Origin of the sequence: Schaalia sp. ORNL0103, from assembly GCF_019429565.1 — a bacterium.
Lineage (GTDB): Bacteria > Actinomycetota > Actinomycetes > Actinomycetales > Actinomycetaceae > Pauljensenia.
The window spans coordinates 1,218,995-1,240,503 of record NZ_JAHXSA010000001.1; the positions used below are offsets into that span (position 1 = coordinate 1,218,995).

The 21,509-nt window shown below is 66.9% G+C and carries 23 protein-coding genes; 8 read left to right on the forward strand and 15 right to left on the reverse strand.

Translation table 11 applies throughout. From position 1 onward, the window contains the following. The first annotated feature begins 27 nt into the window (after window positions 1-27). Window positions 28-1,494: a zinc-dependent metalloprotease gene (locus tag JJJ16_RS05370; RefSeq protein ID WP_219751652.1), complete on the forward strand. Its 1,467-nt coding sequence runs from the start codon at window positions 28-30 to the stop codon at window positions 1,492-1,494. A gap of 110 nt (window positions 1,495-1,604) precedes the next feature. Then, on the forward strand, window positions 1,605-2,483 hold the full coding sequence (locus JJJ16_RS05375) for a hypothetical protein (protein ID WP_219751653.1): 879 nt from the start codon (window positions 1,605-1,607) through the stop codon (window positions 2,481-2,483). Window position 2,484: 1 nt separating this feature from the next. Here the strand turns inward: JJJ16_RS05375 and JJJ16_RS05380 are convergent, their stop codons facing one another. Next, complete coding sequence (locus JJJ16_RS05380) at window positions 2,485-4,500, reverse strand: ATP-dependent DNA helicase UvrD2 (protein WP_219751654.1); 2,016 nt, start codon at window positions 4,498-4,500, stop codon at window positions 2,485-2,487. A gap of 26 nt (window positions 4,501-4,526) precedes the next feature. After that, window positions 4,527-5,462 (reverse strand): NAD(+) diphosphatase, encoded by a 936-nt coding sequence (gene nudC, locus JJJ16_RS05385; RefSeq protein WP_219751655.1) that lies wholly within the window; start codon window positions 5,460-5,462, stop codon window positions 4,527-4,529. Window positions 5,463-5,498: 36 nt separating this feature from the next. On the opposite strand from nudC, the gene rph reads away from it, so the two are divergent. Together rph and rdgB are read left to right on the forward strand one after the other, a co-directional pair. Continuing rightward, window positions 5,499-6,266, forward strand: a complete 768-nt coding sequence (gene rph, locus JJJ16_RS05390; protein WP_219751656.1) for a ribonuclease PH — start codon at window positions 5,499-5,501, stop codon at window positions 6,264-6,266. Further along, window positions 6,263-6,877, forward strand: a complete 615-nt coding sequence (rdgB, locus tag JJJ16_RS05395) for an RdgB/HAM1 family non-canonical purine NTP pyrophosphatase (protein WP_219751657.1) — start codon at window positions 6,263-6,265, stop codon at window positions 6,875-6,877. Before rph ends, rdgB begins: the two co-directional genes overlap by 4 nt. 75 nt (window positions 6,878-6,952) lie before the next feature. On the opposite strand, the gene JJJ16_RS10245 is transcribed toward rdgB, so the two are convergent. Beyond that, window positions 6,953-7,075, reverse strand: a complete 123-nt coding sequence (locus JJJ16_RS10245; protein ID WP_256323451.1) for a hypothetical protein — start codon at window positions 7,073-7,075, stop codon at window positions 6,953-6,955. 251 nt (window positions 7,076-7,326) lie between these two features. After that, window positions 7,327-7,659, reverse strand: a complete 333-nt coding sequence (locus JJJ16_RS05400; protein ID WP_034464201.1) for a CBU_0592 family membrane protein — start codon at window positions 7,657-7,659, stop codon at window positions 7,327-7,329. 86 nt (window positions 7,660-7,745) lie between these two features. On the opposite strand from JJJ16_RS05400, the gene JJJ16_RS05405 reads away from it, so the two are divergent. Then, entirely contained in the window at window positions 7,746-8,663 is a 918-nt protein-coding gene (locus JJJ16_RS05405; RefSeq protein WP_219751658.1) for a LysR family transcriptional regulator, read from the forward strand. A gap of 45 nt (window positions 8,664-8,708) precedes the next feature. Here JJJ16_RS05405 and JJJ16_RS05410 read toward each other — a convergent pair whose 3' ends face one another. Genes JJJ16_RS05410 through clpS form a run of 4 tightly spaced genes read right to left on the reverse strand, consistent with a single transcriptional unit; the run spans window position 8,709 to window position 11,214 of the window. Beyond that, on the reverse strand, window positions 8,709-9,506 hold the full coding sequence (locus JJJ16_RS05410; protein ID WP_219751659.1) for an MBL fold metallo-hydrolase: 798 nt from the start codon (window positions 9,504-9,506) through the stop codon (window positions 8,709-8,711). After that, the gene (gene murI, locus JJJ16_RS05415) at window positions 9,503-10,333 is read right to left on the reverse strand and encodes a glutamate racemase (protein WP_219751660.1); all 831 of its coding nucleotides are present in this window, start codon (window positions 10,331-10,333) and stop codon (window positions 9,503-9,505) included. The genes JJJ16_RS05410 and murI overlap by 4 nt, the downstream gene beginning before the upstream one ends. Window positions 10,334-10,349: 16 nt before the next feature. Beyond that, window positions 10,350-10,922: a DUF2017 family protein gene (locus JJJ16_RS05420; RefSeq protein ID WP_219751661.1), complete on the reverse strand. Its 573-nt coding sequence runs from the start codon at window positions 10,920-10,922 to the stop codon at window positions 10,350-10,352. Window positions 10,923-10,926: 4 nt separating this feature from the next. Further along, window positions 10,927-11,214 (reverse strand): ATP-dependent Clp protease adapter ClpS, encoded by a 288-nt coding sequence (gene clpS / locus JJJ16_RS05425; RefSeq protein ID WP_219751662.1) that lies wholly within the window; start codon window positions 11,212-11,214, stop codon window positions 10,927-10,929. Window positions 11,215-11,295: 81 nt separating this feature from the next. Here clpS and JJJ16_RS05430 point away from each other — a divergent pair, with 81 nt between their 5' ends. The 3 genes from JJJ16_RS05430 to JJJ16_RS05440 all read left to right on the forward strand — a co-directional run bounded on the left by JJJ16_RS05430 (window position 11,296) and on the right by JJJ16_RS05440 (window position 14,119). Then, complete coding sequence (locus JJJ16_RS05430; protein WP_219751663.1) at window positions 11,296-12,639, forward strand: nicotinate phosphoribosyltransferase; 1,344 nt, start codon at window positions 11,296-11,298, stop codon at window positions 12,637-12,639. A gap of 107 nt (window positions 12,640-12,746) precedes the next feature. After that, window positions 12,747-13,259 (forward strand): helix-turn-helix domain-containing protein, encoded by a 513-nt coding sequence (locus JJJ16_RS05435; RefSeq protein WP_219751664.1) that lies wholly within the window; start codon window positions 12,747-12,749, stop codon window positions 13,257-13,259. Window positions 13,260-13,291: 32 nt separating this feature from the next. Then, complete coding sequence (locus tag JJJ16_RS05440) at window positions 13,292-14,119, forward strand: IS3 family transposase (RefSeq protein WP_318836528.1); 828 nt, start codon at window positions 13,292-13,294, stop codon at window positions 14,117-14,119. A 103-nt stretch (window positions 14,120-14,222) separates the two neighbouring features. Here JJJ16_RS05440 and JJJ16_RS05445 read toward each other — a convergent pair whose 3' ends face one another. The 7 genes from JJJ16_RS05445 to JJJ16_RS05475 all read right to left on the reverse strand — a co-directional run bounded on the left by JJJ16_RS05445 (window position 14,223) and on the right by JJJ16_RS05475 (window position 21,486). Further along, window positions 14,223-15,965: a DEAD/DEAH box helicase gene (locus JJJ16_RS05445; RefSeq protein WP_219751665.1), complete on the reverse strand. Its 1,743-nt coding sequence runs from the start codon at window positions 15,963-15,965 to the stop codon at window positions 14,223-14,225. Continuing rightward, entirely contained in the window at window positions 15,962-16,294 is a 333-nt protein-coding gene (locus tag JJJ16_RS05450) for a DUF3039 domain-containing protein (RefSeq protein WP_034464295.1), read from the reverse strand. Before JJJ16_RS05450 ends, JJJ16_RS05445 begins: the two co-directional genes overlap by 4 nt. 134 nt (window positions 16,295-16,428) lie before the next feature. Further along, window positions 16,429-17,202, reverse strand: coding sequence for a glucosamine-6-phosphate deaminase (gene nagB / locus JJJ16_RS05455; protein WP_007590223.1), 774 nt, complete (start codon window positions 17,200-17,202; stop codon window positions 16,429-16,431). A gap of 75 nt (window positions 17,203-17,277) precedes the next feature. Further along, entirely contained in the window at window positions 17,278-17,958 is a 681-nt protein-coding gene (locus JJJ16_RS05460) for a copper homeostasis protein CutC (RefSeq protein ID WP_219751666.1), read from the reverse strand. Beyond that, window positions 17,955-18,887 carry an ROK family protein gene (locus JJJ16_RS05465; RefSeq protein ID WP_219751667.1) on the reverse strand — a complete coding sequence of 311 codons (933 nt, stop codon included), beginning with the start codon at window positions 18,885-18,887 and terminating at the stop codon, window positions 17,955-17,957. The genes JJJ16_RS05460 and JJJ16_RS05465 overlap by 4 nt, the downstream gene beginning before the upstream one ends. Then, on the reverse strand, window positions 18,884-20,341 hold the full coding sequence (locus JJJ16_RS05470) for a M81 family metallopeptidase (protein WP_219751668.1): 1,458 nt from the start codon (window positions 20,339-20,341) through the stop codon (window positions 18,884-18,886). Before JJJ16_RS05470 ends, JJJ16_RS05465 begins: the two co-directional genes overlap by 4 nt. Continuing rightward, the gene (locus JJJ16_RS05475; protein ID WP_219751669.1) at window positions 20,338-21,486 is read right to left on the reverse strand and encodes an ROK family transcriptional regulator; all 1,149 of its coding nucleotides are present in this window, start codon (window positions 21,484-21,486) and stop codon (window positions 20,338-20,340) included. The genes JJJ16_RS05470 and JJJ16_RS05475 overlap by 4 nt, the downstream gene beginning before the upstream one ends. Between the last annotated feature and the right edge of the window lie 23 nt (window positions 21,487-21,509).

A 21,509-nucleotide genomic window follows, 5' to 3' on the forward strand; every position in this document is an offset into this window, starting at 1 on the left:
CGAACAACGGGCGGCTAGTCTGTGGTCATGAACGAGTTTGACTCCGGCACCCCGTTTGAGGACTTCCTGCGCTCGATCCTGGGCGAGGAGGCGGCAGCTGAGGCCGCGCGCGCCCTGCAGGCTCAGGGTTTCGATCCTGCGAATCTTCCCCCGGAGTTTTCCGATCCCGCGCGTATGCGCGCGGCGATGGGCCAGTTCCAGTTCCTCATGAACACGACGGCCGGCCCCGTCAACTGGCGCATGGTGGAGGACAGCGCGAAGCAGGCGGCGTACGCGAGCGGCGACCCCTCCCCCACGGCCACGGAGGCCGAAGCCGCGCGTCAGGCTATGACCGTCGCGGACCTGTGGCTCGACGCGGTCACCGATTTCGCCTCCGGCCCGGTCACCCGCGACGTGTGGAGCAAGGTCGCATGGGTCGAGCACACGATTCCGACATGGAAGCGCATCTGCGAGCCCGTCGCACTCAACGTGTCGCGCGCCCTGTCCGCCGCCCTCTCGGAGCAGTTCGGTTCCGAGGGCCTGGGGGATGCAGCCTCCCTGCCGGACGGCATGGCTGCGATGCTCGGCAAGACACAGGAAATGATGCCGCGCCTGTCGGCGATGATGTTCTCCGCGCAGATCGCACGCGCGCTGGCGGCCCTGGCCGGCGAGTCATTCGGCACTTTCGACACGGGCATCCCCCTGTCGGACACGTCGCACGCCGCCCTGCTACCGCACAACGTCGCGCAGTTCTCCGAGGGGCTCGACATCCCCTTCGATGAGGTCCGTCAGTTCCTCGCCGTGCGCGAGGCGGCGCATCGCCGACTCTTCGCCTCGGTCCCGTGGCTGGAGGGCGACCTGGTGCGCGCGGTCGAGCGCTACGCATCCCAGATCGCGATTGACACGGAGGCGATTTCCGAGGCTGCGCGCTCGGTGGACCCCTCGGATCCGCACTCGGTGGAGTCTGCCCTCAGCGGCGGCGTGTTTGCGCTGTCGACGACGCCCGATCAGCGTCGTGCGCTCACGCGCCTGGAGACGATGTTGGCCCTCATCGAGGGCTGGGTCGAGGTCGTGACGGCCCGCGCCACCCTGCCCTACCTGCCCCACGCGGACGCGCTGCGCGAGATGATGCGTCGCCGCCGCGCGTCGGGCGGTCCCGCGGAGGAGATCCTCGGGACCCTCATGGGTCTGCAGATGCGCCCGCGTCAGGCGCGCGGCGCCGCGTCGATCTTTGCGCTGGTGGAGGCCGATGGCGGGCGCAACGCTCGCGAGGCCCTGTGGTCGCACCCGGATATGGTTCCCTCCGAGACGGAGCTGGCCACGCCGGACACCTTCCTCACGCTGCGCCAGGCTGCGGCGGAAGAGGACGCGGATATCGACGCCGCCCTCAACTCGCTCCTGGATGGAACGCTCGGCTGGGCGGATGGGCTGGAACCCGGGGACGAGGCCTCGGCCGACTCGGATGACAAACCCGAGGATCCCGAAGCATCGGATCCCATGGGAAAGACGGACTGATATATACCAGAACGATCTGACAAGTTATCCACAGATTTTCCAAAACGCTACACGGGCGACACGCATAGGTTCATCATGTCTCTAACAGTCACAAACTGAAGGAGACAATCATGAACCTGATGCATCACACGGCGATCCTGTGGCGTGGTCCAGGTAGCGTCCAAATTGGTGGCGACCGCGCCCGACACGTGCGCCTCGACGACCTACACGCAAGCGACCAGCTCTGGCTCGCCAGCCAAGCCAGGCCCATTCACGCTTCAGACTCTCCCGAGGCATCTCCCGACCTCCTCGCTGCGCTGGCCGCGGCGGACCTCGTGGAGCACCCCGACCGACGCCCACTCCTATCCGTAGGTGTTCTCGGCGCGGCCCCCGCCGCTGTCCTCGCTCTCCGTTCGCTGGTCGACACCCTCGCACTGCGGCTCCGCATCGACGCGCCCACCCTGGTGGACGGCGACTGGGATCATGTGTTCGGCGGCGCCTACACGGGCACGCCACGCTCGCGTGCGGTGCGCCGAGAACTCTCCTCACTGATCCCGCTGCCCGACCTGCACGCCCAGGACGCGCCGGACGTCGCCCTCGTGTCGGCGGATCGGGCGCAGGACCCCGGCATCCCCTTCGAGCTGATGGCCGCAGACACACCCCACCTGCTCATCACGCGCGGAGAGCACTCCTACGAGATTGGGCCGTTCGTCATTCCCGGCTCCACGCCATGCTTCCACTGCATCGAGCACGCGCGAGCCGAGCAGGACCCCTACCACCTCACCCACCTGCGAGAACTCGCCCAGTGGCCACTCGGGCCACTCCCCCAGCTGGCACACTTCGCGTCCGCCCTGCGGATTGCCCGCCTGCTGCGCGACTTCGCCTCAGGGGCACTCACCCCGCACCTGTGCGCCGAGATCGCCACGGTCGACGAGGACGGAACCATCACCGTCGAACGCGCGATCGGCGCCCACGAATGCGTCTGCGGCATCGACGGCGTCGCCTGCTAGCTCAGGCCCCTTCGTCGACGATGACCTCTTCGCCGCGCACCAGTGCGAGCACCGGGGCGGCAAAGCGTTGCACCTTCACGTCACCGATGCCACGGATAACGCGCAGCTGCGTCGTGTTCTTTGGCATGGCCTGGGCAATGTCTCGCAGGGTCTGATCGGTAAACACGGCGAACGGCGGCACGCCCGCCTGACGCGAGACCTCGAGACGCCACGCCTTGAGGCGCCCGAAGAGCTCGATCGCCTGGGGCGAGGCCTCCTCCTCGAAGGCCTGGTTGAGGGCGCGCGTGGAGGCACGCGCCTTCTTCTTCGGCGCGCCCACTCGCGCGTCTTCGGGCCAGATACCGTCGAGCAGGCGACTGCGCTTGCGCTTGCCGCGCCCATCCGCGCCCCGCGAGCGCGCCCACGACAGGGTCAGCAGGTCGCGGGCACGGGTGACGGCCACGTACAGCAAGCGGCGTTCCTCCTCGCGTGCGGCTGTGGTCTTTGCGTACGAGATCGGCAGGAGACCTTCGGCGACGCCGACGAGGAAGACGGCGTCCCATTCGAGGCCCTTAGCGGCGTGGATCGTGGCCAGCTCGACGCCTGCTTTATCCGGTTCGACCTGGTAGGCGACTCGTTCGTCGAGCTCCGCCACAAAGGCGGCAAGCGTCTCCGCCTTGCTGTCGTCCGCCCAGCCGACGATCGCGTTCATGTTGGACCAGCGCTCGGATCCCGCCTGACCGGAGGGCGCCTCGGGTGCCCAGCCGACGCCTGAGAGGACGTCGCGGACGATCTCGCCCACGCTCCCGTCGTCGGTGGCGGCCGCCGCCGCTGCCCGCAGGCGCGAGATTGCGGTACGCACGTCGTCACGCGCAAAGAAGGGCTTTCCCCCGGCGACGGCGACGGGAATTCCGCGCGCCCCCAGGGCCTCTTCGAAGGCCTGGGACTGGCCGTTCGTACGCATGAGGACTGCGATCGAGTGAGGCGCCATACCGCCCGCGATGAGGTCCGCGATCGAGGCTGCAACGCCCTCGGCCTCGGCCCGATCGTCATCGTAGGTGCGGTAGGTGACCTGGGCGCCGCCGTCACGTTGACTGGACAGGCGCACCGTGCCCTCGCGCTGGCTCGAGCGCGCCAGGACGTCGTTCGCCAAGCTCACGATCTGCGGGGTCGAGCGGTAGTCGCGTGTCAGCTCGACGATACGTGCGCCCGGGTGCTTGCGTCCGAAACCGGTCAGGTAGTCCGGGGACGCGCCCGTGAAGGAGTAGATCGTCTGCGCGACGTCGCCGACGACGCACACGTCGTGGCGCCCACCCAGCCACAGGTCGAGCAGGCGAGCCTGGAGGAGGTTGACGTCCTGGAACTCATCAACCACGAAGGAGCGGTACTGCTTGCGCACGATCGAGGCAACATCCGCGCGTTCCTGGAGCATGCCACACAGGTAGATGAGGATGTCCTCAAAGTCGATGACGCCGCGTTCGTTCTTCGCGTCCTCGTAGACGTCGAGGAGGCGCGCCATGTCGCCCGCGTCCAGCCCGGCGGGCACGTCGCGGCGCAGGCGAGCCACGCGCGAGGCGTAGTGCGCAGCGTCGATCATCGACACCTTCGCCCATTCGACCTCGGCCGCGATGTCGCGCACGTTCGTGCGATCAATTGTGATCCCCAGGCGCGCGGCGGAGGCCGCAACGAGGGACGCCTTGTGCGGGATGACGTCAGGCAGCGGACCACCCACGACGGTGGGCCAGAAGTGGCGCAGCTGGCGCAGCGCGGCGGAGTGGAAGGTGCGCGCCTGAGCCTTGGGAACACCCAGCTGGGCCAGGCGGTGGCGCATTTCGAAGGCCGCACGCTGCGTGAAGGTCACGGCGAGCACGTTGGACGGGTCGAAGGCGCCGACGGCCGACCCGTACGCGATACGGTACGTGATCGCGCGGGTCTTGCCGGTGCCCGCGCCCGCCAGGACGGCGAGCGGGCCCGCCACCTGCGTGGCGACGGCGCGCTGATCGGGGTCCAGTGCCTCCAGCAGTTCCTCGGGGTTCATGGTCCCCATTGTTCCATCGCCCACGCTCAGTTGCGTCCCGCACCGTCCGGGCCGCTCGGCAGCTCCTCGCCGTACCACTCCCGCAGCAGCGCGTAGGCGATCGAGGCACGACCGGGGGCGCTAATCTCCCCGGATTCCAGCGCACGCGTCAGCTCGTCGCGACTGTAGAAGCGCGCCCACTCGATCTCCACGCCATCCGCCTGCGGGGTGGGGCGCGGCGAGGCCGTGCGAGCCCGGTAGCCCATCATCTGCGAACGCCCGAAGGGCCACGGCTGCGTCGCGACGTAGGTAGGCGTCTCAATCTCGACGCCCACCTCCTCGGCGACCTCGCGGGCAACCGTGACGTCCGGGGACTCCCCGGCCTCGACATAGCCGGCGATGATCGACACGAAGCCGGGCCGCCACAGGGCGTTGTGCGCCAGGAGAACGCGCCCGTCATGATCCTCGACGATGACGATGATTGCCGGGTCCTGGCGCGGGTATTCAAGCCGATCGCACGTCTCGCATCGCGCGGCCCATCCGCCGGACACCAGCTGCACGGGCGCCCCACAGCGCGGGCAGAATCGGTAGTTGGCGTGCCAGCCCGCAAGCGCGAGCGCAGTCAGCGCCAGGGCCGCGTCGTCACCGTCAAGCTGCCACCCGACCGCGCGCAGGTGCTCCCAGCGGCCCCGGGCCTCGTCCCGACTCGTCTCGATCGCGACGACGGAGCGTCCCTGCACGACCCCGATGAACGAGGCCGTCCCTCCCTCGGTAGCACGCACGGCCTCGTCCCCACTCAGGCGCCGCAGGACAGGGGCTCCCGAGGAGGATGTCTCAACCTCGTCAACGAGAACGAAGCCGGCGCCGTCCACGAGAATGACATCGGCCTCACCGGCGCGCACCAGGGCGACGGGAGCCACGGATTCGCGCAGCGCGACGGCCGGGTCGACGTGACCGCGGACGAGAGGTAGATCAAGACTCATAACTCCACGGTAACGCGGTGGGCTACCCTAGGCACTATGACAAATACTCCCCTGCGCGCCGATGGGCGCACCCCCTCCCAGCTCCGTCCCGTCTCCATTACCCGCGGTTGGTCGGGCACCGGTGAGGGTTCCGTCCTCATCGAGTTCGGCAACACCCGCGTCCTGTGTGTTGCGTCTTTCACCGAAGGTGTGCCGCGTTGGAAGCGCGACTCCGGCGAAGGCTGGGTCACCGGCGAGTACTCGATGCTCCCGCGTGCGACCGAGCAGCGCTCCTCACGTGAGTCCGTCAAGGGCAAGGTGGGCGGCCGCACGCAGGAGATCTCGCGCCTCATCGGCCGCTCCCTGCGCGGCATCGTCGACGTCTCCGCGCTCGGCGAGAACACGATCGTTCTGGACTGCGACGTGCTGCGAGCCGACGGCGGCACCCGCACCGCGGCGATCACGGGCGCCTACGTGGCCCTCGCCGACGCCGTGAGCTGGGCGAAGGAGCAGGGCATCCTCAAGCCCTCCGCCAAGGTCCTCACCGACTCGATCTCCGCGATCTCCGTGGGCGTCATCGACGGCACCCCGATGCTGGACCTGCCCTACGTTGAGGACGTGCGCGCCGAGACCGACATGAACGTCGTCCAGACGGGCGATGGCCGTTTCATCGAGGTGCAGGGCACCGCCGAGCACGCCCCCTTCAACCGCGATGAACTGGGCGAGCTGCTGGACCTGGCAACCCTGGGTAACGCCCGGCTCGCGGAGGCACAGAAGCTGGCGCTCGAGGCTCCCCTCATGGAGCGCGTCGAGGTGCGTCCGTGAGCGCGCGTCTGGTCTTCGCGACCTCCAACGCGCACAAGGTCAGCGAGCTCGAGGCCATCCTGGCCCCCGCATGGGAGGGCTTCGAGGCCGGCTGCGTGGCGCGCATGAGCGATTTCGACGTGGCTTCGCCGGTCGAGGACGGTGTGACCTTCGAGGAGAACTCCCTCATCAAGGCCCACGCGCTGGCTCGCGCCACCGGCCTGGCTGCCATCGCCGACGACTCCGGTATCACGGTGGACGTTCTGGGCGGGGCGCCCGGCATCTTCTCTGCGCGCTGGGCCGGCTCCCACGGTGATGATGCGGCGAATCTACGCCTGCTTATCGATCAGCTCTCCGATGTGCCCGACCGCCACCGTGGCGCGGCCTTCGTGTCGGCCGCTGTCCTCGTGACCCCGGACGGTCGCGAGTTCGTCGAGCGCGGCGAGGTGCGCGGCACCTTGACGCGTTCCCCTCGCGGCGACGGCGGGTTCGGCTACGACCCGATCTTTGTCCCCGAGGGCTTCGAGGTTACGACCGCTCAGATGAGTGCGGAACAGAAGAACGCGATCAGCCACCGCGGCATCGCCTTCCGCGCCCTCATGCCTCACATCGTGGAGTACCTGCGCGGCTGAGAAGGACCGCGGACACAAATGTGCCGGGCACCCGAGGGTGTCCGGCACTTGTGTGTTGCGCCCGCAGGCGCGCCATCAACGGGCGACGAGGTTGCCGAAGATGGGGCGGTCCATCGAGAACTGCAGGGGGTTGCGCTGTTGGCGCCACCTGCGGTGATGGGCGAGGCGATGAAGGAGTGATGCGACGAAACGAGACATTGTGTGCTCCTCTTTGAGTACAGTGCGATGGATCTGTCACCGCGTCATACTGACATAGTGCGCCTCAAAGTCCGTGTTTTCCATCGATATTTTCTTATTTTTCTATGAAGTGTTTCTTACGGACTTTCCCTTGGTACAGCTTGGCAAATTCTTGACCGAAGAGGGTCGCTTCGCTTAATTAATCAGCCGGTGGATACGGTGAGGGGGCAGGCCCACGGCCTGCCCCCTCACCTCCCCAATTCAGCGAAGAGTCAGCGAGCTCGCGCCAGGCGCGCACGACGCGGCAGGAAGCGGCGCACGTCGAAGAAGCGAACGACCTGCATGATGCGGCGCGCGAGGCGGTCGCGCACGCGCCAGATCATGGTGCAGCCGACACCGATGAAGATGGCGTTCGTCAGGAAGGACGGCCACGCGCCGGTGGATGCACATGCGAGGGCCAGCAGAATGCAGCTGGAGACATTGAGAGAGTGGTAGCGCAGGGAGTCGGGAGCGAAGCGCTTGGAGGAAACCAGGTAGTAGGCGGCGATAGAGGCGCCCGCACCCAGCCAACCGAGGACCGGAATTACAAGAGATGAGATCGTCATGACTCATATGATGCACCTTCCGCTAGTCAAGCACAATTGAATGGTTCTATAGTTATCTTACAGTTTCACTTAACGAAGGAGTTCGCGTGGATATCGACCCCCGCCGCCTGCCTTTCCTTCTGTCCGTCGCGCGTGAAGGCGGCATCGTTGCCGCCGCCGACATCCTCATGGTCTCACCCTCGGCGGTGTCCCAGCAGATCCAGAAACTTGAGGAGGAAGTCGGCCTCAAGCTCGTCGAGCGCACCACGTCCGGCGCGATTCTCACCCCGGCGGGCACGATCGTCGCCGAGGCCGGCGAACGCATCAACGCCGATATCGAGGAAGCTCTCAAGGCGCTGCGTCCCCTCACCGGCCAGGTGACGGGAACGGTCACCATTGGGGCGTTCCTGACTATTTGCCGATCCACCCTCATCCCCGCGCTCCCCGACCTCGCGGACGCCCTGCCCGGCGTCGACCTGCGCATCGAGGAAACAGAAGAGACCCCGGGCATGGCCGCGCTGCGCACCGGCCACTACGACATCCTCGTCATCGAACGAGACGAGGACCCAGGCCTGGCCCCTCGCGGATACACGGACGTTCCCTTCCTCGACGAACCCTGGATGCTCGTCACACCGGACTCCGCTCCCCCGATCGGCTCGATCGAAGACCTTGCGGACCTCACCTGGCTGCGCGTCAATCCGGGCACCAGCGGCGACCACGTCATGCGCCGTATTACGAAGGCCTTCCCGGACACACGCTGGGCGCCCCACCTGTACACGACGTACGAGGCCGCCCGCGCCCTCGTGCGTGCCCGCACGGGCTCGACGATCCTGCCGGCCATGGCGCTGGCCGGGGCCCACACGGAGGGCATGCGCATCACGCCGCTGCCGTCGCTGGGCACTCGCAAGATCCTGCTGCGTCACAAGAATCACGGATGGTCCGAGGCGTCAGGCCCGGCGCGCGTGGCCACATACTTGGCGGAGTGGAAGCGCCACAACGCCTCGTACTCGACGTCTAGCGACTGACCAAGGAACCGCCTCGCCTCACCCACCGGCGGGGCGAGGGATGGCTCAGAGGCTCACCTGCATCCCGGAGGTCGCGAAGTCGAGGGGACCAGACCAGGTCTGTCGCACCTCGGCGGCCACCCGGTCGCGAGGCGTCCACGGCTGGATGTGGGTCGCGATCATGCGGCCCACTCCGGCTCGCCTGGCGACCTCGCCCGCACGCACGCCGTCCATGTGCATGTCGGGCTCAGTCTCGTCGCTCGTGAAGCCGACCTCACTGAGGAGCACGTCGACACCGCGCGCGCCCTCGATGATCGTGTCGCACAGGTCGGTGTCCCCCGTGTAGAACAGGGACACCAGGCGCTCAGGATCCTCCTCGGAGGGGCCCTCGATGCGCAGGCCAAAAGCCTCGACCGGGTGCAGGGCGCGGTAGGGGCGGATCGTCATGGGGCCCACCTGGTAGGCCTCGCCCAGCTGCATGCGGGTGAAGGCGAATTCAACCTCGTATGCCTCGTCGTCCGGGGCGTCTTCGATCTGGCGCACGCGACGCATCGTCTCGGCGGGACCGTACAGGGGCAGCGCGGATGCAGCAGCTCCCGGACCCCACTTGCGGTAGACCTGCAGGGAAATGATGTCGCCCATGTGGTCGGCGTGGCAATGGGACAGCGCGAGAGCATCAAGCTCGCATGGGCACACGTGCGCCCACAGCGCCCCGAAGGAACCGGGACCCATGTCGCACACGAGCGAGAAGGTCCGCTCCTCCCCCGATCGAGGGTCCAGGCCTCGGGCCTGAACAAGGTAGGACGAGGCCGGCGACTCCGGGCCAGACATCGAACCGGTAGCGCCGATGACAGTCAGCTTCACGCGATACCACCGCCGGTGTTCACGCGGGCAACGGACCCCACCTCGGGGCCAAGGAAACGACGAGCCAGGCGCGGGAACGCGTCGGAAGCGCCCGTGGCCAGGAACTGGTGCTGCGGCCCCTCACCAGCGGGCCACGGATCGTGAAGGAGCCCGCGGTCCACGAGCTCGTTATAGGTGACGTTCGCGGTCGCCTCCGAGGAGGTTACGAGCGTGACTCCCTCGCCCATAATTCGGCCGATTACACCGGTGAGCAGCGGGTAGTGCGTGCACCCCAGGATCAGCGTATCCACACCCGCTTCCTTCAGCGGCGTCAGATACTCGCGCGCCACGGCCTCGATCTCCTCGCCCGTGGTCACCCCGGCCTCGACGAAGTCAACGAAAGCGGGGCAGGCCTGCTGGCTGACCGTCAGCCCGGGGACGGCTGCGAGCGCGCGCAGGTACGCCTCAGACTGGATGGTGGCCTTCGTACCGATGACGCCCACGTGGCGGTTACGCGTGGCGATAACGCTCTGGCGTGCCGCCGGGGTGATGACCTCGATGACGGGGATGCCGGCATCGATCCAGTAGCGTTCCCGAGCATCCGCGAGCGCGGCGGCCGTCGCCGTGTTGCAGGCGATGACGAGCGCCTTCACGCCGCGCGAGGCCAGCTCGTCGAGGGCGGACAGCGTCAGCGAGCGAACCTGCGCAATCGCGCGCGGGCCGTAAGGCGTGTGCTCGGTGTCGCCCAGGTAGATGATCTCTTCGTCGGGCAGCTTGTCGATGACTGCGCGCGCCACCGTCAGCCCACCTAGGCCCGAGTCGAAAATTCCGATCGGGGCGTTGTTCATGTCTCGACCTTATGCGCTACTGGGAATTATTGACGGCTTCTAGGAGTGAGTCCTGCCACCATGTGATGAGCATATAGATGGCGGCGACGGTTTGCGAGCGCTCCCCCGTCGGCTCACTGAGCGCCAATTCTTCGATGCGCTGCGCATCTTGTTGATCCGATAGGCCCAGCTCACCGGCTAAGCCGAGCCTGATGTCATTGAGAGCGCCCAGCCAGGACCACACGGCCTCGGGCTGGATCCTGAGGGTGTCACTCTCGCCGTGGACGATGTGGTCAAGATCGCCAACGATGGCGCGCAAACGGACGGACTTATCGGTGCGCAGAGAATCCTCGGTCAGGGCGCGCAGGCGGCCAGCCTCTTCGTCATCCTCACTCATCGAGGGCAGCAGCATACGCAGGGTGCGTTCGCGGGGTTCGTCTCGTCGCTGTTCGGTCTCGGTGGCGGCGTTCACCATGGACGAGGTCGCGGCGTACTCACCGGGATCATCCAAGACGACGAGAACCTCCGTCGCCAACTGGCGCAGGAGGAGCGCCTCGCCGTCGCTCATCGACGAGGCGTAGACACCGTCTCGAAGAGCGAAGCCTTCCATATCTTCAGTCCCGGTCTTCTTCGATGGTGGCGCGTAGACCGTAGGAGTGCATGGCCATGACATCCGCCTCGATGCGTTCGCGCACGCCCGTGGAAACGGTGGCACGCCCGCGCGTATGAACGGCCATCATGAGCTCCTCAGCACGGGCGCTTGAATAGCCAAAATACTGGCGAAAAACAGCGCTCACGTAGCTCATGAGGTTGACAGGATCGTCCCACACGACGGCACGCCAACGCGGCACCCCAGTGGGTGCCTCGTGCGTGCGGGACGCGGGTTGGAAGATCGTTGTCATACGTCAACACTAAGACGTATTTGAGTATCAGGGAAGGAAATTCGCACCCCGGTGACACGCTTCTCAGGGTAGGCTCACAGTATGCCTGCATCGACATCCACTTCATTGCTGACTGACATGTACGAGCTCACGATGCTCGACGCCGCCCTGAAGGATGGCACCGCGCATCGTCGCTGCACGTTTGAGCTGTTTGGGCGCCGCCTGCCCGCCACGCGACGCTTCGGCGTTGTCGCCGGCACCGGTCGCATTCTCGAGGCCTTGGAACGCTTCGAGTTCGACGCTGAACAGATCGATTGGTTGCGCGACCAGGGGATCATCTCCGAGGAGGCCGCCCAGTTCCTCGCCTCGTGGCGTTTCACGGGCGACATCTGGGGCTACGCCGAGGGCGAGTGCTACTTCCCCGGCTCTCCCCTGCTGACGGTTGAGGGTACATTCGCGGACTGCACGCTCCTAGAGACGCTGCTCCTGTCGATCCTCAACCACGATTGCGCGGTGGCTTCCGCCGCCTCGCGTATGACGATCGCCGCCCACGGCCGTCCCTGCATGGACATGGGTGCTCGCCGTGCCCACGAGCGCGCAGCGGTCTCCGCCGCCCGCGCCGCCATCATCGGCGGTTTCCAGGGCACCTCCGACCTCGAGGCTGCCAAGCGCTATGGGATCCGCTGCATCGGCACGGCCGCCCACGCGTTCACGCTCCTGCACGACAGCGAACGCGACGCCTTCGACTCTCAGGTCGCCAAGCTGGGCGCGGGCACGACCCTGCTCGTGGACACCTACGACATCAGGCAGGGCGTCATCAACGCTGTCGAGGCCGCGCGCGCTGCCGGCGGCGAGCTGGGCGCGGTGCGCCTGGACTCCGGCGACCTCGTCGCTGAGGCGTTCAAGGTGCGCGGCCAGCTCGACGCGATGGGCGCGACCACCACGAAGATCACGGTGACCTCCGACCTGGACGAGTACGCGATCGCCGCCCTGGGCGCGGCCCCCGTGGACTCCTACGGCGTGGGGACCAAGCTCGTGACGGGCTCGGGCGTCCCGACGGCCGCCCTGGTCTACAAGGTCGTCCAGCGCGAGGATAGCAACGGCCAGATCGTGTCGGTGGCCAAGAAGGCCGAGTCGAAGTCCACGGTCGGCGGACGCAAGGTTGCCGGCCGCGTCATGGGCGAGGACGGCTACGCGACCGAGGAACTCCTGCTCGTCGGCACGTCCTTCGAGGAGGGCCAGGCTCTGCTGGCCGAGCGCGGCGCCCGCCCGCTGCAGGTCCAGCTGGTCCGCGGCGGTCAGATCGACGCCGAAGCCTGGGGCCCCGAGGCGCTGTCCCGCGCCCAGGAGCGCCACCTGCGCACCCGCAACGAGCTTCCCTACCAGGCGTGGCGCCTGTCCGAGGGCGAGGTCGCGATCCCCACACGCTACGAGCAGGTCGACTGACCCTCACCTCTCACTCAACGAAGCCCCGGCCTCGTCCTTCACACTCGGTGAACTGCCTCCCGTTTCTTGGACATCGAAATTGAAGTCCAGGGAATGGGAGGCTTTTCATGTCTGTGGATCTGGGGTTGAGGCATGATCGTTTGCTTCGGGAGCAGGCGGTGGAGATGTTTGAGAGGGGACGTGGCTATGGTTTGACCGCCAGGAGGCTTGGTGTGTCTGCCGAGACTGTGAGAGAGTGGCAGAAGATGTACCGCGTGATCGGGAGGGGCGGGCTTCTTGCCATGGGAGTAAAGCGGGCCAAATACGACTATGAGACCAAGGTCGCCGCAGCGAGGGCCGTGGTTGACGGTGGGATGAGTAAACCTGAGGCGATGGTGCGTTTCGGTATTGCGAGCGCGACACCGTTGAAGCAGTGGTGCAGGCTGTACCGCGAGGGCGGCGCGCAGGCGCTCAAGCCCAAGCCCAAGGGCAGGCCGAAGGGGTCGGTGCGGGCGGTGCCACCAACGCGTGAGGAGGAACTCGCCGAGCGCGTGCGCAAGCTCGAGGCGCAGGTGGCGTACCTAAAAAAATCGATTGCCCTGAAGGCGCAGAGGCGCTCCCAAACCGGGACAAAGCCCTAGTGGTCGCGCAGCTTTCAGGGCGCGGACACGCGGTGGGTGATCTCCTCAAGGCCGCCGGTCTTGCCAGGTCGAGCTACTACTACGCGCTGGCTCACCCCAAGGGCGTGACCCGGGCGCAGCTACGTCCCAAGGTCGCCCAGATCTTTTCACGAACCCCCAACGGGTGCGGTCACAGGCAGATCGCCATGTGCCTACGCGCTGAGGCAGGAGAGCGCATCGCCGATAAGACGGTCTTGAAGATGATGCGCGAGATGGGGCTGCGCTGCGGCATACGCCGCGAGAGGGCCTATCACAGGTACAACTCCTACAAGGGGGACGTGGGGCAAAGCTTCAAGAACATCATCGGCCGCGACTTCACAGCCGATGGCCCTTGGCAGAAATTGGGTACCGATGTCACCGAGTTCAAGCTCTCCTTCGGTAAGGCCTACCTCGCTCCGGTCTACGACTTTGCCAGCAAAGAGATTGTCGCCTACTCCATCTCTCTGTGCCCCAACCTCGCCCAGCAACAAGAGATGCTCCAGATACTCATGGATGCCAAGCCCGCAGGGGTCGAGCCGATCTTGCACTCGGACATGGGATGGCAGTACCAGCACGAGGCCTACATCAGCACGCTTGCTGATAACGGTTTCATCCAGAGCATGTCACGCAAAGGCAACTGCATCGACAACGGCGCCACTGAGCAGGTCTTCGGACACATCAAGGACGAGTTCTTTCGCGGCCAAGACTGGCCAACCTTCGAGAGCTTCAAAGCCGACCTCGACGCCTACATCACACACTGGAACACAGTAAGACGCCAAGTAAAGCTCAAGGGCCTGACCCCGGCAGAATACCGGGATCAGGCCCTACGGGAAGCCGCATAACGGCTACCATTAAACGCGTCCAAGTTTCGGGGCGCAGTTCACGGAGGGACGAGGCCGGGGCTCGTTATGCATCAGGGCGCGGACATCGCTGCGGGAGTGCGCGTCAGTGGCGGCCAACAAACCACTCGCGCAGCAGGGCGATGCGGGCCTCGATCTGCTCGGTCGTCGCCTGGGCGACCTCGGGGCCACCGCAGCGCGAACGCAGACGCGAATGGATGGTCGCGTGGGTCTCACCGGAGCGGCGCGACCACGTGGAGACCAGGTGCTGAAGCTCCTTGCGCTTGGCGGCACGCAGCTTGTGGGCGGGGATTCCGGCGTTTTCTTCGCGCATCTTCTGCGCGGCGCGGGTCTTCTTCTGCGCGGCAACCTGGTCGGCCTGGCGGGCACGCAGCAGAGTCGTCACCTGATCGGCATCCAGCAGGCCGGGAATACCCAGGTATTCCTGCTCTTCCTCGGAGCCAACCTCGGCGCCCGCGCCCCACGCGGCACCGTCGAAGAGGACGCCGTCAAACTCTGCGTCCGCACCCAGGACCTCAAATTGGGAGAGCAAGTCGGAGGAAGCTTTCTCCTCGCGGTTTGCGGCCGCGACGAGGGCGTCCTCGGGATTCCACATGTCGTCTTCGCTGGCCTCGTCGCGCTTGGGGCGGTCCAGCGCATGGTCGCGCTCGACCTCCATGCCGCCGGCGAGGGTCAGCAGGGGCACGACGGAGGGGATGAAGACGGTGGCCGTCTCGCCACGACGACGGGCTCGCACGTAGCGGCCGATGGCCTGAGCGAAGAACAGCGGCGTGGAGGCGTTGGTCGCGTAGACGCCGACCGCGAGGCGGGGCACGTCGACGCCCTCGGACACCATGCGCACGGCGACCATCCACTTGTCGGTGGAGTCGGCGAACTCGGAGATGCGGTCGGAGGCGTCCGCGTCGTCGGACAGGACGATCGTTGGGGCCTTGCCGGTGATGAGACGCAGGTGGCGGGCGTAGGCACGCGCGTGCTCCTGGTTGGAGGCGATGACGAGGCCGCCCGCGTCGGGCACGGCGCGACGCACCTCTTCGAGGCGCAGGTCGGCGGCGCGCAGGACGGCGGGGATCCACTCACCCTTCGGATCCAGCGCGGTGCGCCAAGCCTGCTTCATCATGTCCTTGGTGAGGGGCTCACCCAGGCGGGCGCTCACTTCGTCACCCGCGCTGGTGCGCCAGGCCATCTGCCCCGAGTAGGACATGAACAGGACGGGACGCACGACGCCGTCCTTGAGGGCGTCGCCGTAGCCGTACGTGTAGTCGGCGCGCGAGCGTCGGATGCCCTCCTCGTCCTCCTCGTAGGTGACGAAGGGGATCGGAGAGGTGTCGGAGCGGAAGGGCGTACCCGTCAGCGCCAGGCGACGCGTCGCGTCCGTGAAGGCCTCGCGCACGCCGTCACCCCACGACAGGGAGTCGCCGGCGTGGTGGATCTCATCGAGGATGACGAGGGTCCGGTAGGCGCGGGTGCGCGCCGCATGAACGGCCGGGTTGGAGCCAATCTGCGCGTAGGTGACGGCCACGCCGTCGAAGTGTGAGCCGGCAACGCCCTGCGAGTTCGTAAAGTCGGGGTCGATGTGGATACCGAAGCGCGCGGCGCTCGAGGCCCACTGTCCCTTGAGGTGCTCGGTCGGGCACACGACGGTGAGCTTGTCGACGATGCCGCGGGCGATCAGCTCGGTCGCAAGCGTCAGGGCGAAGGTCGTCTTACCTGCGCCCGGCGTTGCGACCGCCAGGAAGTCGCGCGGGGAGGCCGCCATGTAGCGATCCAGGGCAGCGGCCTGCCAGGCGCGCAGCCTGCCAACGGGTGCGCGCCGGGTCGTCTCGCTCACTTGTCGGAGCCCTTTCCACCGTCGGAGAAGGGCCAGTTACGCCCGTTCTTTCCCATCGAGTCGCGCAGTTCCTTGCAGGTGGGGCACACCGGGTACTGCGAGGCATCGCGGGTGGGGATCCACACCTTGCCGCACAGGGCAACGACGGGCTGTCCCGTCACCATGGACGAGTTCGCCTTGTCCTTGCGCACGAAGTGGGCGAAGCGGTCGCCGTCCCCGCCGGTGCGCTCCTTGCGGGTCTCGGTACGCTCCAGCAGACCGGTCGAGGACGCGGTGGAGGGACCGGAGGGCGCGGAGGGGCCGGTGGGTTCGTCGAGGGCATTACGCATGGGGTCCATTGTACGTGCCTGGGGGTCCTTCCAACGGGTGGCACGCGTGCGCCGGGAGCGAAGAAGCGACGCTCACAATAAGGCCCCGGCCTCGCATTGACGAGGCCGGGGCGAAGTCGGGTGGGGAACCTATCTCACAGGTGTTCCTTCTCCCAGACCTCCTTGTAGAAGTCTGCGAGCTCGAGCTTGGAGGCAGCGGCCTCGTCGAGGAGCACGGTGACGTCGGGGTGGTGCTGGAGGATGGACGCGGGCCAGCGCTGGGTGACGCCGCCCTCGATCATGGCCTTGACCGCGTCGGCCTTGCCTTCACCCGTGGCGATGAAGATGTGGGCGCGCGAGTCCATGATCGTGCCCAGGCCCTGGGTCACGCAGTGCGTGGGGACCTGGTCGATGTCGCCATCGAAGAAGCGGGCATTGTCGCGGCGGGTCTGCTCGGTCAGGACGCCCACGTGGGTGCGCGACGCGAGGGTGCCGCCGGGCTCATTGAAGCCGATGTGGCCATCAGAGCCGATGCCGAGGACCTGAATGTCGATGCCGCCGTCGGCCTTGATGGCCTCGTCGTAGGCGGCAGCGCCGGCCTCGAGGTCATCGCACCAGCCGTCGGGGCCGTGTGCCGCACCCTCGGGCATGTCGACGAGGTCGACGAGGTTGCGGTGGATGAAGTTCGCGTAACCCTCGTAGTGGTCGCGGGGCAGGCCCACGTACTCGTCGAGGTTGTAGGAACGAACCTGGGCAAAGGAGATCTGACCGGCCTCGTAGCGGCGCACGAGCTCTGCGTAGAGCTTCAGCGGCGAGGAGCCGGTGGCCAGGCCGAGCACGAAGTTCGGCTTAGCGCGGTACACCTCGAGGATGCGGTCCGCTGCGAGGGATGCGATCTGATCTTCGTCGTTGAAAATTCCAATTCTCATGTGTTTAACCTTACACTGCTGACGTCGATTTGTCAGACGAATCGATGAAGATTTTTCGAAAACGTGTGAGCTGGGCTATCCGTGCAGGGCAGCGACGATTCGCTCGACCTCCGCCTGATCGGTTCCCGAGGTTCCGGGGGCGCGCATGTGGACCTCTCGTGCTCCCGAGGCAGCCACGACCTCGGCGACGTTATGAGCGCGCAGGCCACCCGACACCAGGATGATGATGTCGTCTCCCCCGCGCTCGACGAGGCGAGCGAGGGCGTCCGGCTGTGCGACGGCCGGATCCCCACCCGTCGTCAGCACGCGGTCATACCCAAGTTCCATGAGGACGTCGAGGCCGCGATCCTGATCCACGACCTGGTCAAATCCACGGTGGAAGGTCAGCGGCGCGTCCTCGGCCGTGTCCCGCAGGCGCGCAGCCGCATTCACGTCGATCTGCCCGTCACGCGTGATGACTCCGACGACGAAGCCGAGGCGCACCGGTGCTCCACGACCAATCGAGGAGAGCGTCACGATATCGGAGGCGATGCGGTCGACCTCTTCGCGCGTATGCACGAAGTCCCCGGGGCGCGGGCGCACGAGCACCTGAACGCCCCCAGCGGGCGCCACCTCGAGGGCGGCGGCCACCTCGTCGAATGCGGGGGTTAGGCCGCCGCACGACAGGTCGGTGCAGATCTCGATACGATCCGCTCCCCCGTCGCGCGCGCGGCGCACACCCACGGCATCTTCCACACAAATTTCTACAGTCGTCACGGCTGCCACCTCTCGTAGCACGTCGAGCCGCCCACGCGGGCGGCCAGGATCGCAGCACCCCAGCGACCGCCCGCACCCCCGAGGGAAGCACGGACGATCTCGGGAGCGTCACGGAATGTCAGCATCGAAGCGAATTCCTCGCGCAGCGGCGCCAGCAGGTTCTCGCCCGCGTGCGACAGGCCGCCGCCGATGATGATGCGCTCGACGTCGACGGTGAGCGTCATGTGGGTGAGGGATAGCGCGAGTGCACGAACCGCGGTGTTCCACACCTCGGTCGCGACCGGGTCGGTACCGATACCGGCCTCGACAGCCTTCGCACCGATGTCCTCGCCGGTCGCCTGCTCGTAGCGCCTCGCGATGCCCTTCGCCGAAGCGTAGACCTCCAGGCACCCGCGCGACCCGCAGCGGCAGGACTCCCCACCGGGGAATACGGGCGCGTGCCCGACTTCGCCGGCGCTGAACGTTGCGCCACTCCACAGGTTGTCCCCGAGCATGAGAGCCACGGAGATGCCGGTACCGATGGGCATCATGAGGAAGGAGGAAGCCCCTCGGCCCGCGCCGAGGAGGCCCTCAGCCAGGCCAGCGGCGCGCCCATCGTGCATGAGTGCGGCGGGCACACCCGTGGCGTCCTCGACCGCGCGTGCCAGCTGGACACCGCGCAGCTCGAGGTTCGCCGCATACACGACGGTCCCGCTTTCCTCATCGACGAGGCCCGGGCAGATCAGGCCGAAACCGACCAGTCCCGGATAGTCGCTCGCGAGTCGCGCGCCGATTCGTCCCACCTGCTCGGCCACGGCCTCGCGGTTGGTCGGCTCGTTTCCCTGGGTGAGGATCGCGCCCGCCTCATCAACGATCATCCACTTGATGGATGTGCCGCCGATGTCAATGCCCGCAAATACCGGGCCCTCGGAATGCTTGACGGCGCTCATGGTACGACGACCTGAGCATGCAGATCAGGATCTGCCATATCCGGATCGAAGGGGAACATCGGGCGCTCAATCTTGTGGTGACCGAGGCGGATGAGGTCCTGATCGACGCCACCGGGGGTCAGCGCCATGAGCCAGCCCTTCTGGGTCTCGTACAGGTCGGGCTCCAGGTAACCGATCTTGACGACGACGACGTCAGCGGTGGTGATATCCACGCCGAGCAGCTCGAACTGGCTGTACATCGTGTACTGGTTGCGGTTCGTCGTGATGATGAAGCGCAGGCCGCCCGTGCGCAGCAGCGCGGTATGGCCGCCCATCGGGTCGTCGGCGAGGGCCTCGACCGTGGCGTGGACGTTCAGCGTTCCGGGCTCGCGGGTGTCGATGTGCCCGCCGACCTCGAGGTCGACCTCGGCGCCGACGCCAGCCTCCCACGCGATGGCGGCCGCGGCGGGATCGATGATCGAGGCGTAGATGACGTCGAGCGTGGCCTCCTGGACGGGCTTCCACGCGAGCAGGGCCGCGAGCGCGACCGTCACATCGTCGGCACCGCCGGCACCCGGGTTGTCGCCGGAGTCGGAGATGAAGAAGGGCTTGGGGCCCTCCTCAGCGGCTGCCAGGCACTCTTCCATGGAGGCAACGGGGGCCACGAACTCGAAACGGTCGTGCACATCCCAGAAGTACTGGCCGATGCGCTCGGCCTGCTCCTTGACGAGCTCCGCGTCGTCGCCCGTGACGACGACCGCACCCTTGCAGCGCGGCTGGTCGGCCCACGCGAAGCCGATCCAGATCGCGGCGTCCAGGATGCCGTCCATCGCTTCGATGGGGTCAATCATCTTGTACAGGGACTTGGCGGGTTCGATGCGGGTCGAGGTCTTCTCGCCCGGCAGCAGCACGGGCACGTGGACGAGGGCCTTGACGGGCTTGGGCTGGCCGTTCAGGAGGCGCATGCCCAGGTTGTAGGCGGCGCGACGGCGCGACTCAAGGGCATCCTCGTGGGGTGCGAGTCGGTAGCAGGTGAGGATGTCGCAGCCATCGAAGAGGTCCTGGGAGACGTTTCCGTGCAGGTCCATCGAGGCGCTGACCATGGGCTCGGGGCCGATGACGCCGCGGATGGCGTTAATGAGGTCACCCTCGGCGTCGTCCATGCCCTGGACGCTCATGGCGCCGTGGATGTCGAAGAAGAGGCCGTCGAGGGGACCCGCAGCCGCGAGGCCCTCGAGGATCTCAGCCTTCCAGGCGTCGTAGGCACCACGCTCGACGACGCCGCCGGGCAGGGCACGCGAGTGCAGGACCGGGATCCACTCGATCTGGGTGGCCCAGTCCTCATCGCGCCAGTAGAAGCGGTCCATCAGTTCCTCGCCGCGGGTGACGATGAAGTCGTCGGCGGTCGAGATGTAGGGGGTGAACGTCGAGGATTCGATGTGGATGCCGGCAACCGCGATGCGGGGCTTGGTCATGAGCGATTCTCCTTTGAGATCTTCGAGGGGGTGAGTGTCGAGAGCCCCCAGAGCGCCGCTTCGCGCCCTGATCGAGACGATTCGATCACGAGGTGTTCCATGATCGAGGGGAGGCAGGATTGGTGGAGTGCGGCGCGCACTCCGGCGGTGAAGGCATCGACGGCGGAGAGTGCTCCACCGACGATGACTCCCTCGGGAGCCAGGAAGGACACGAGGTGGGCGACGCAGTGGCCCAGGAGGGTGCCTGCCTGGCGGATGGCCGTCGCAACTTCGGGGATACCGTCGCGTGCGGCAGCCAGAAGCTGTGCGTTGTTCTCATAAACGAGGCCTGAGGCGGCCAGGTCTGCTCGGATCGAGTCGGCGGACGCGATCGTTTCGAGGCATCCGACGTTGCCGCACTTGCAGGGGCGGCCCGCGGCGGCCTCGACGGGGATGTGCGAGATGTCCCCGGCCAGTCCACCCTGCCCCACCTGCGGCACGCCATCGACGAGGTAGGCGCCGCCGATGGCGGAGCCAGCCTTGACGTAGATAAGCGTGTCGATGGGGGTCACGCCGTGGAGACGACGCCGGTAGACGGATTCGCCGATGGCTCCCGCGCGCGCGTCATTTTCGATGAGGGCGGGCAGGCCGCACTGCTCGGTGATGGCCTCGGCGACGTTGATGCCGTCCCACCCGGGCATGCGGGCGGGGCGGATCACGCGAGAGCGCTCCGCATCCACGGGACCAGGAACCGCCAGGGCAATGCCACCGACCCGCACGCCGACAGCTTGTTCCTGGCGGGACACCTCGTCCATGACGGCACTGAGCACCGCCTGGGGGCCTTCCGCGATGTCGATGAGGAGGCTCGAGGCCTGCCCGACTCCGCGGGTGGGGTCCGTCAGTGCGACGAGGCCGTGGTGGGCTCCCAGCTCGACGAGGGCGAGTGCTCCGGCGCCATCGGAGGTGACGAGGCGGCGCGCGCGCCGCCCGCCCGTGGACACAGAGTGTTCCGCTTCCGCGATGACCCCGGCTTCGACAAGGCGAGACACAGCGGCCGACACCGTTGATGGTGCGAGGCCCGTTTGCTTGACAATCGCGGGCCTGGTGTCTGCTTGACCGGACCCAATCAGCGTCAGGACGGTCTCGTCGACATCATGCGTGGCCATGACACCTCCTCTAGGTACGTATG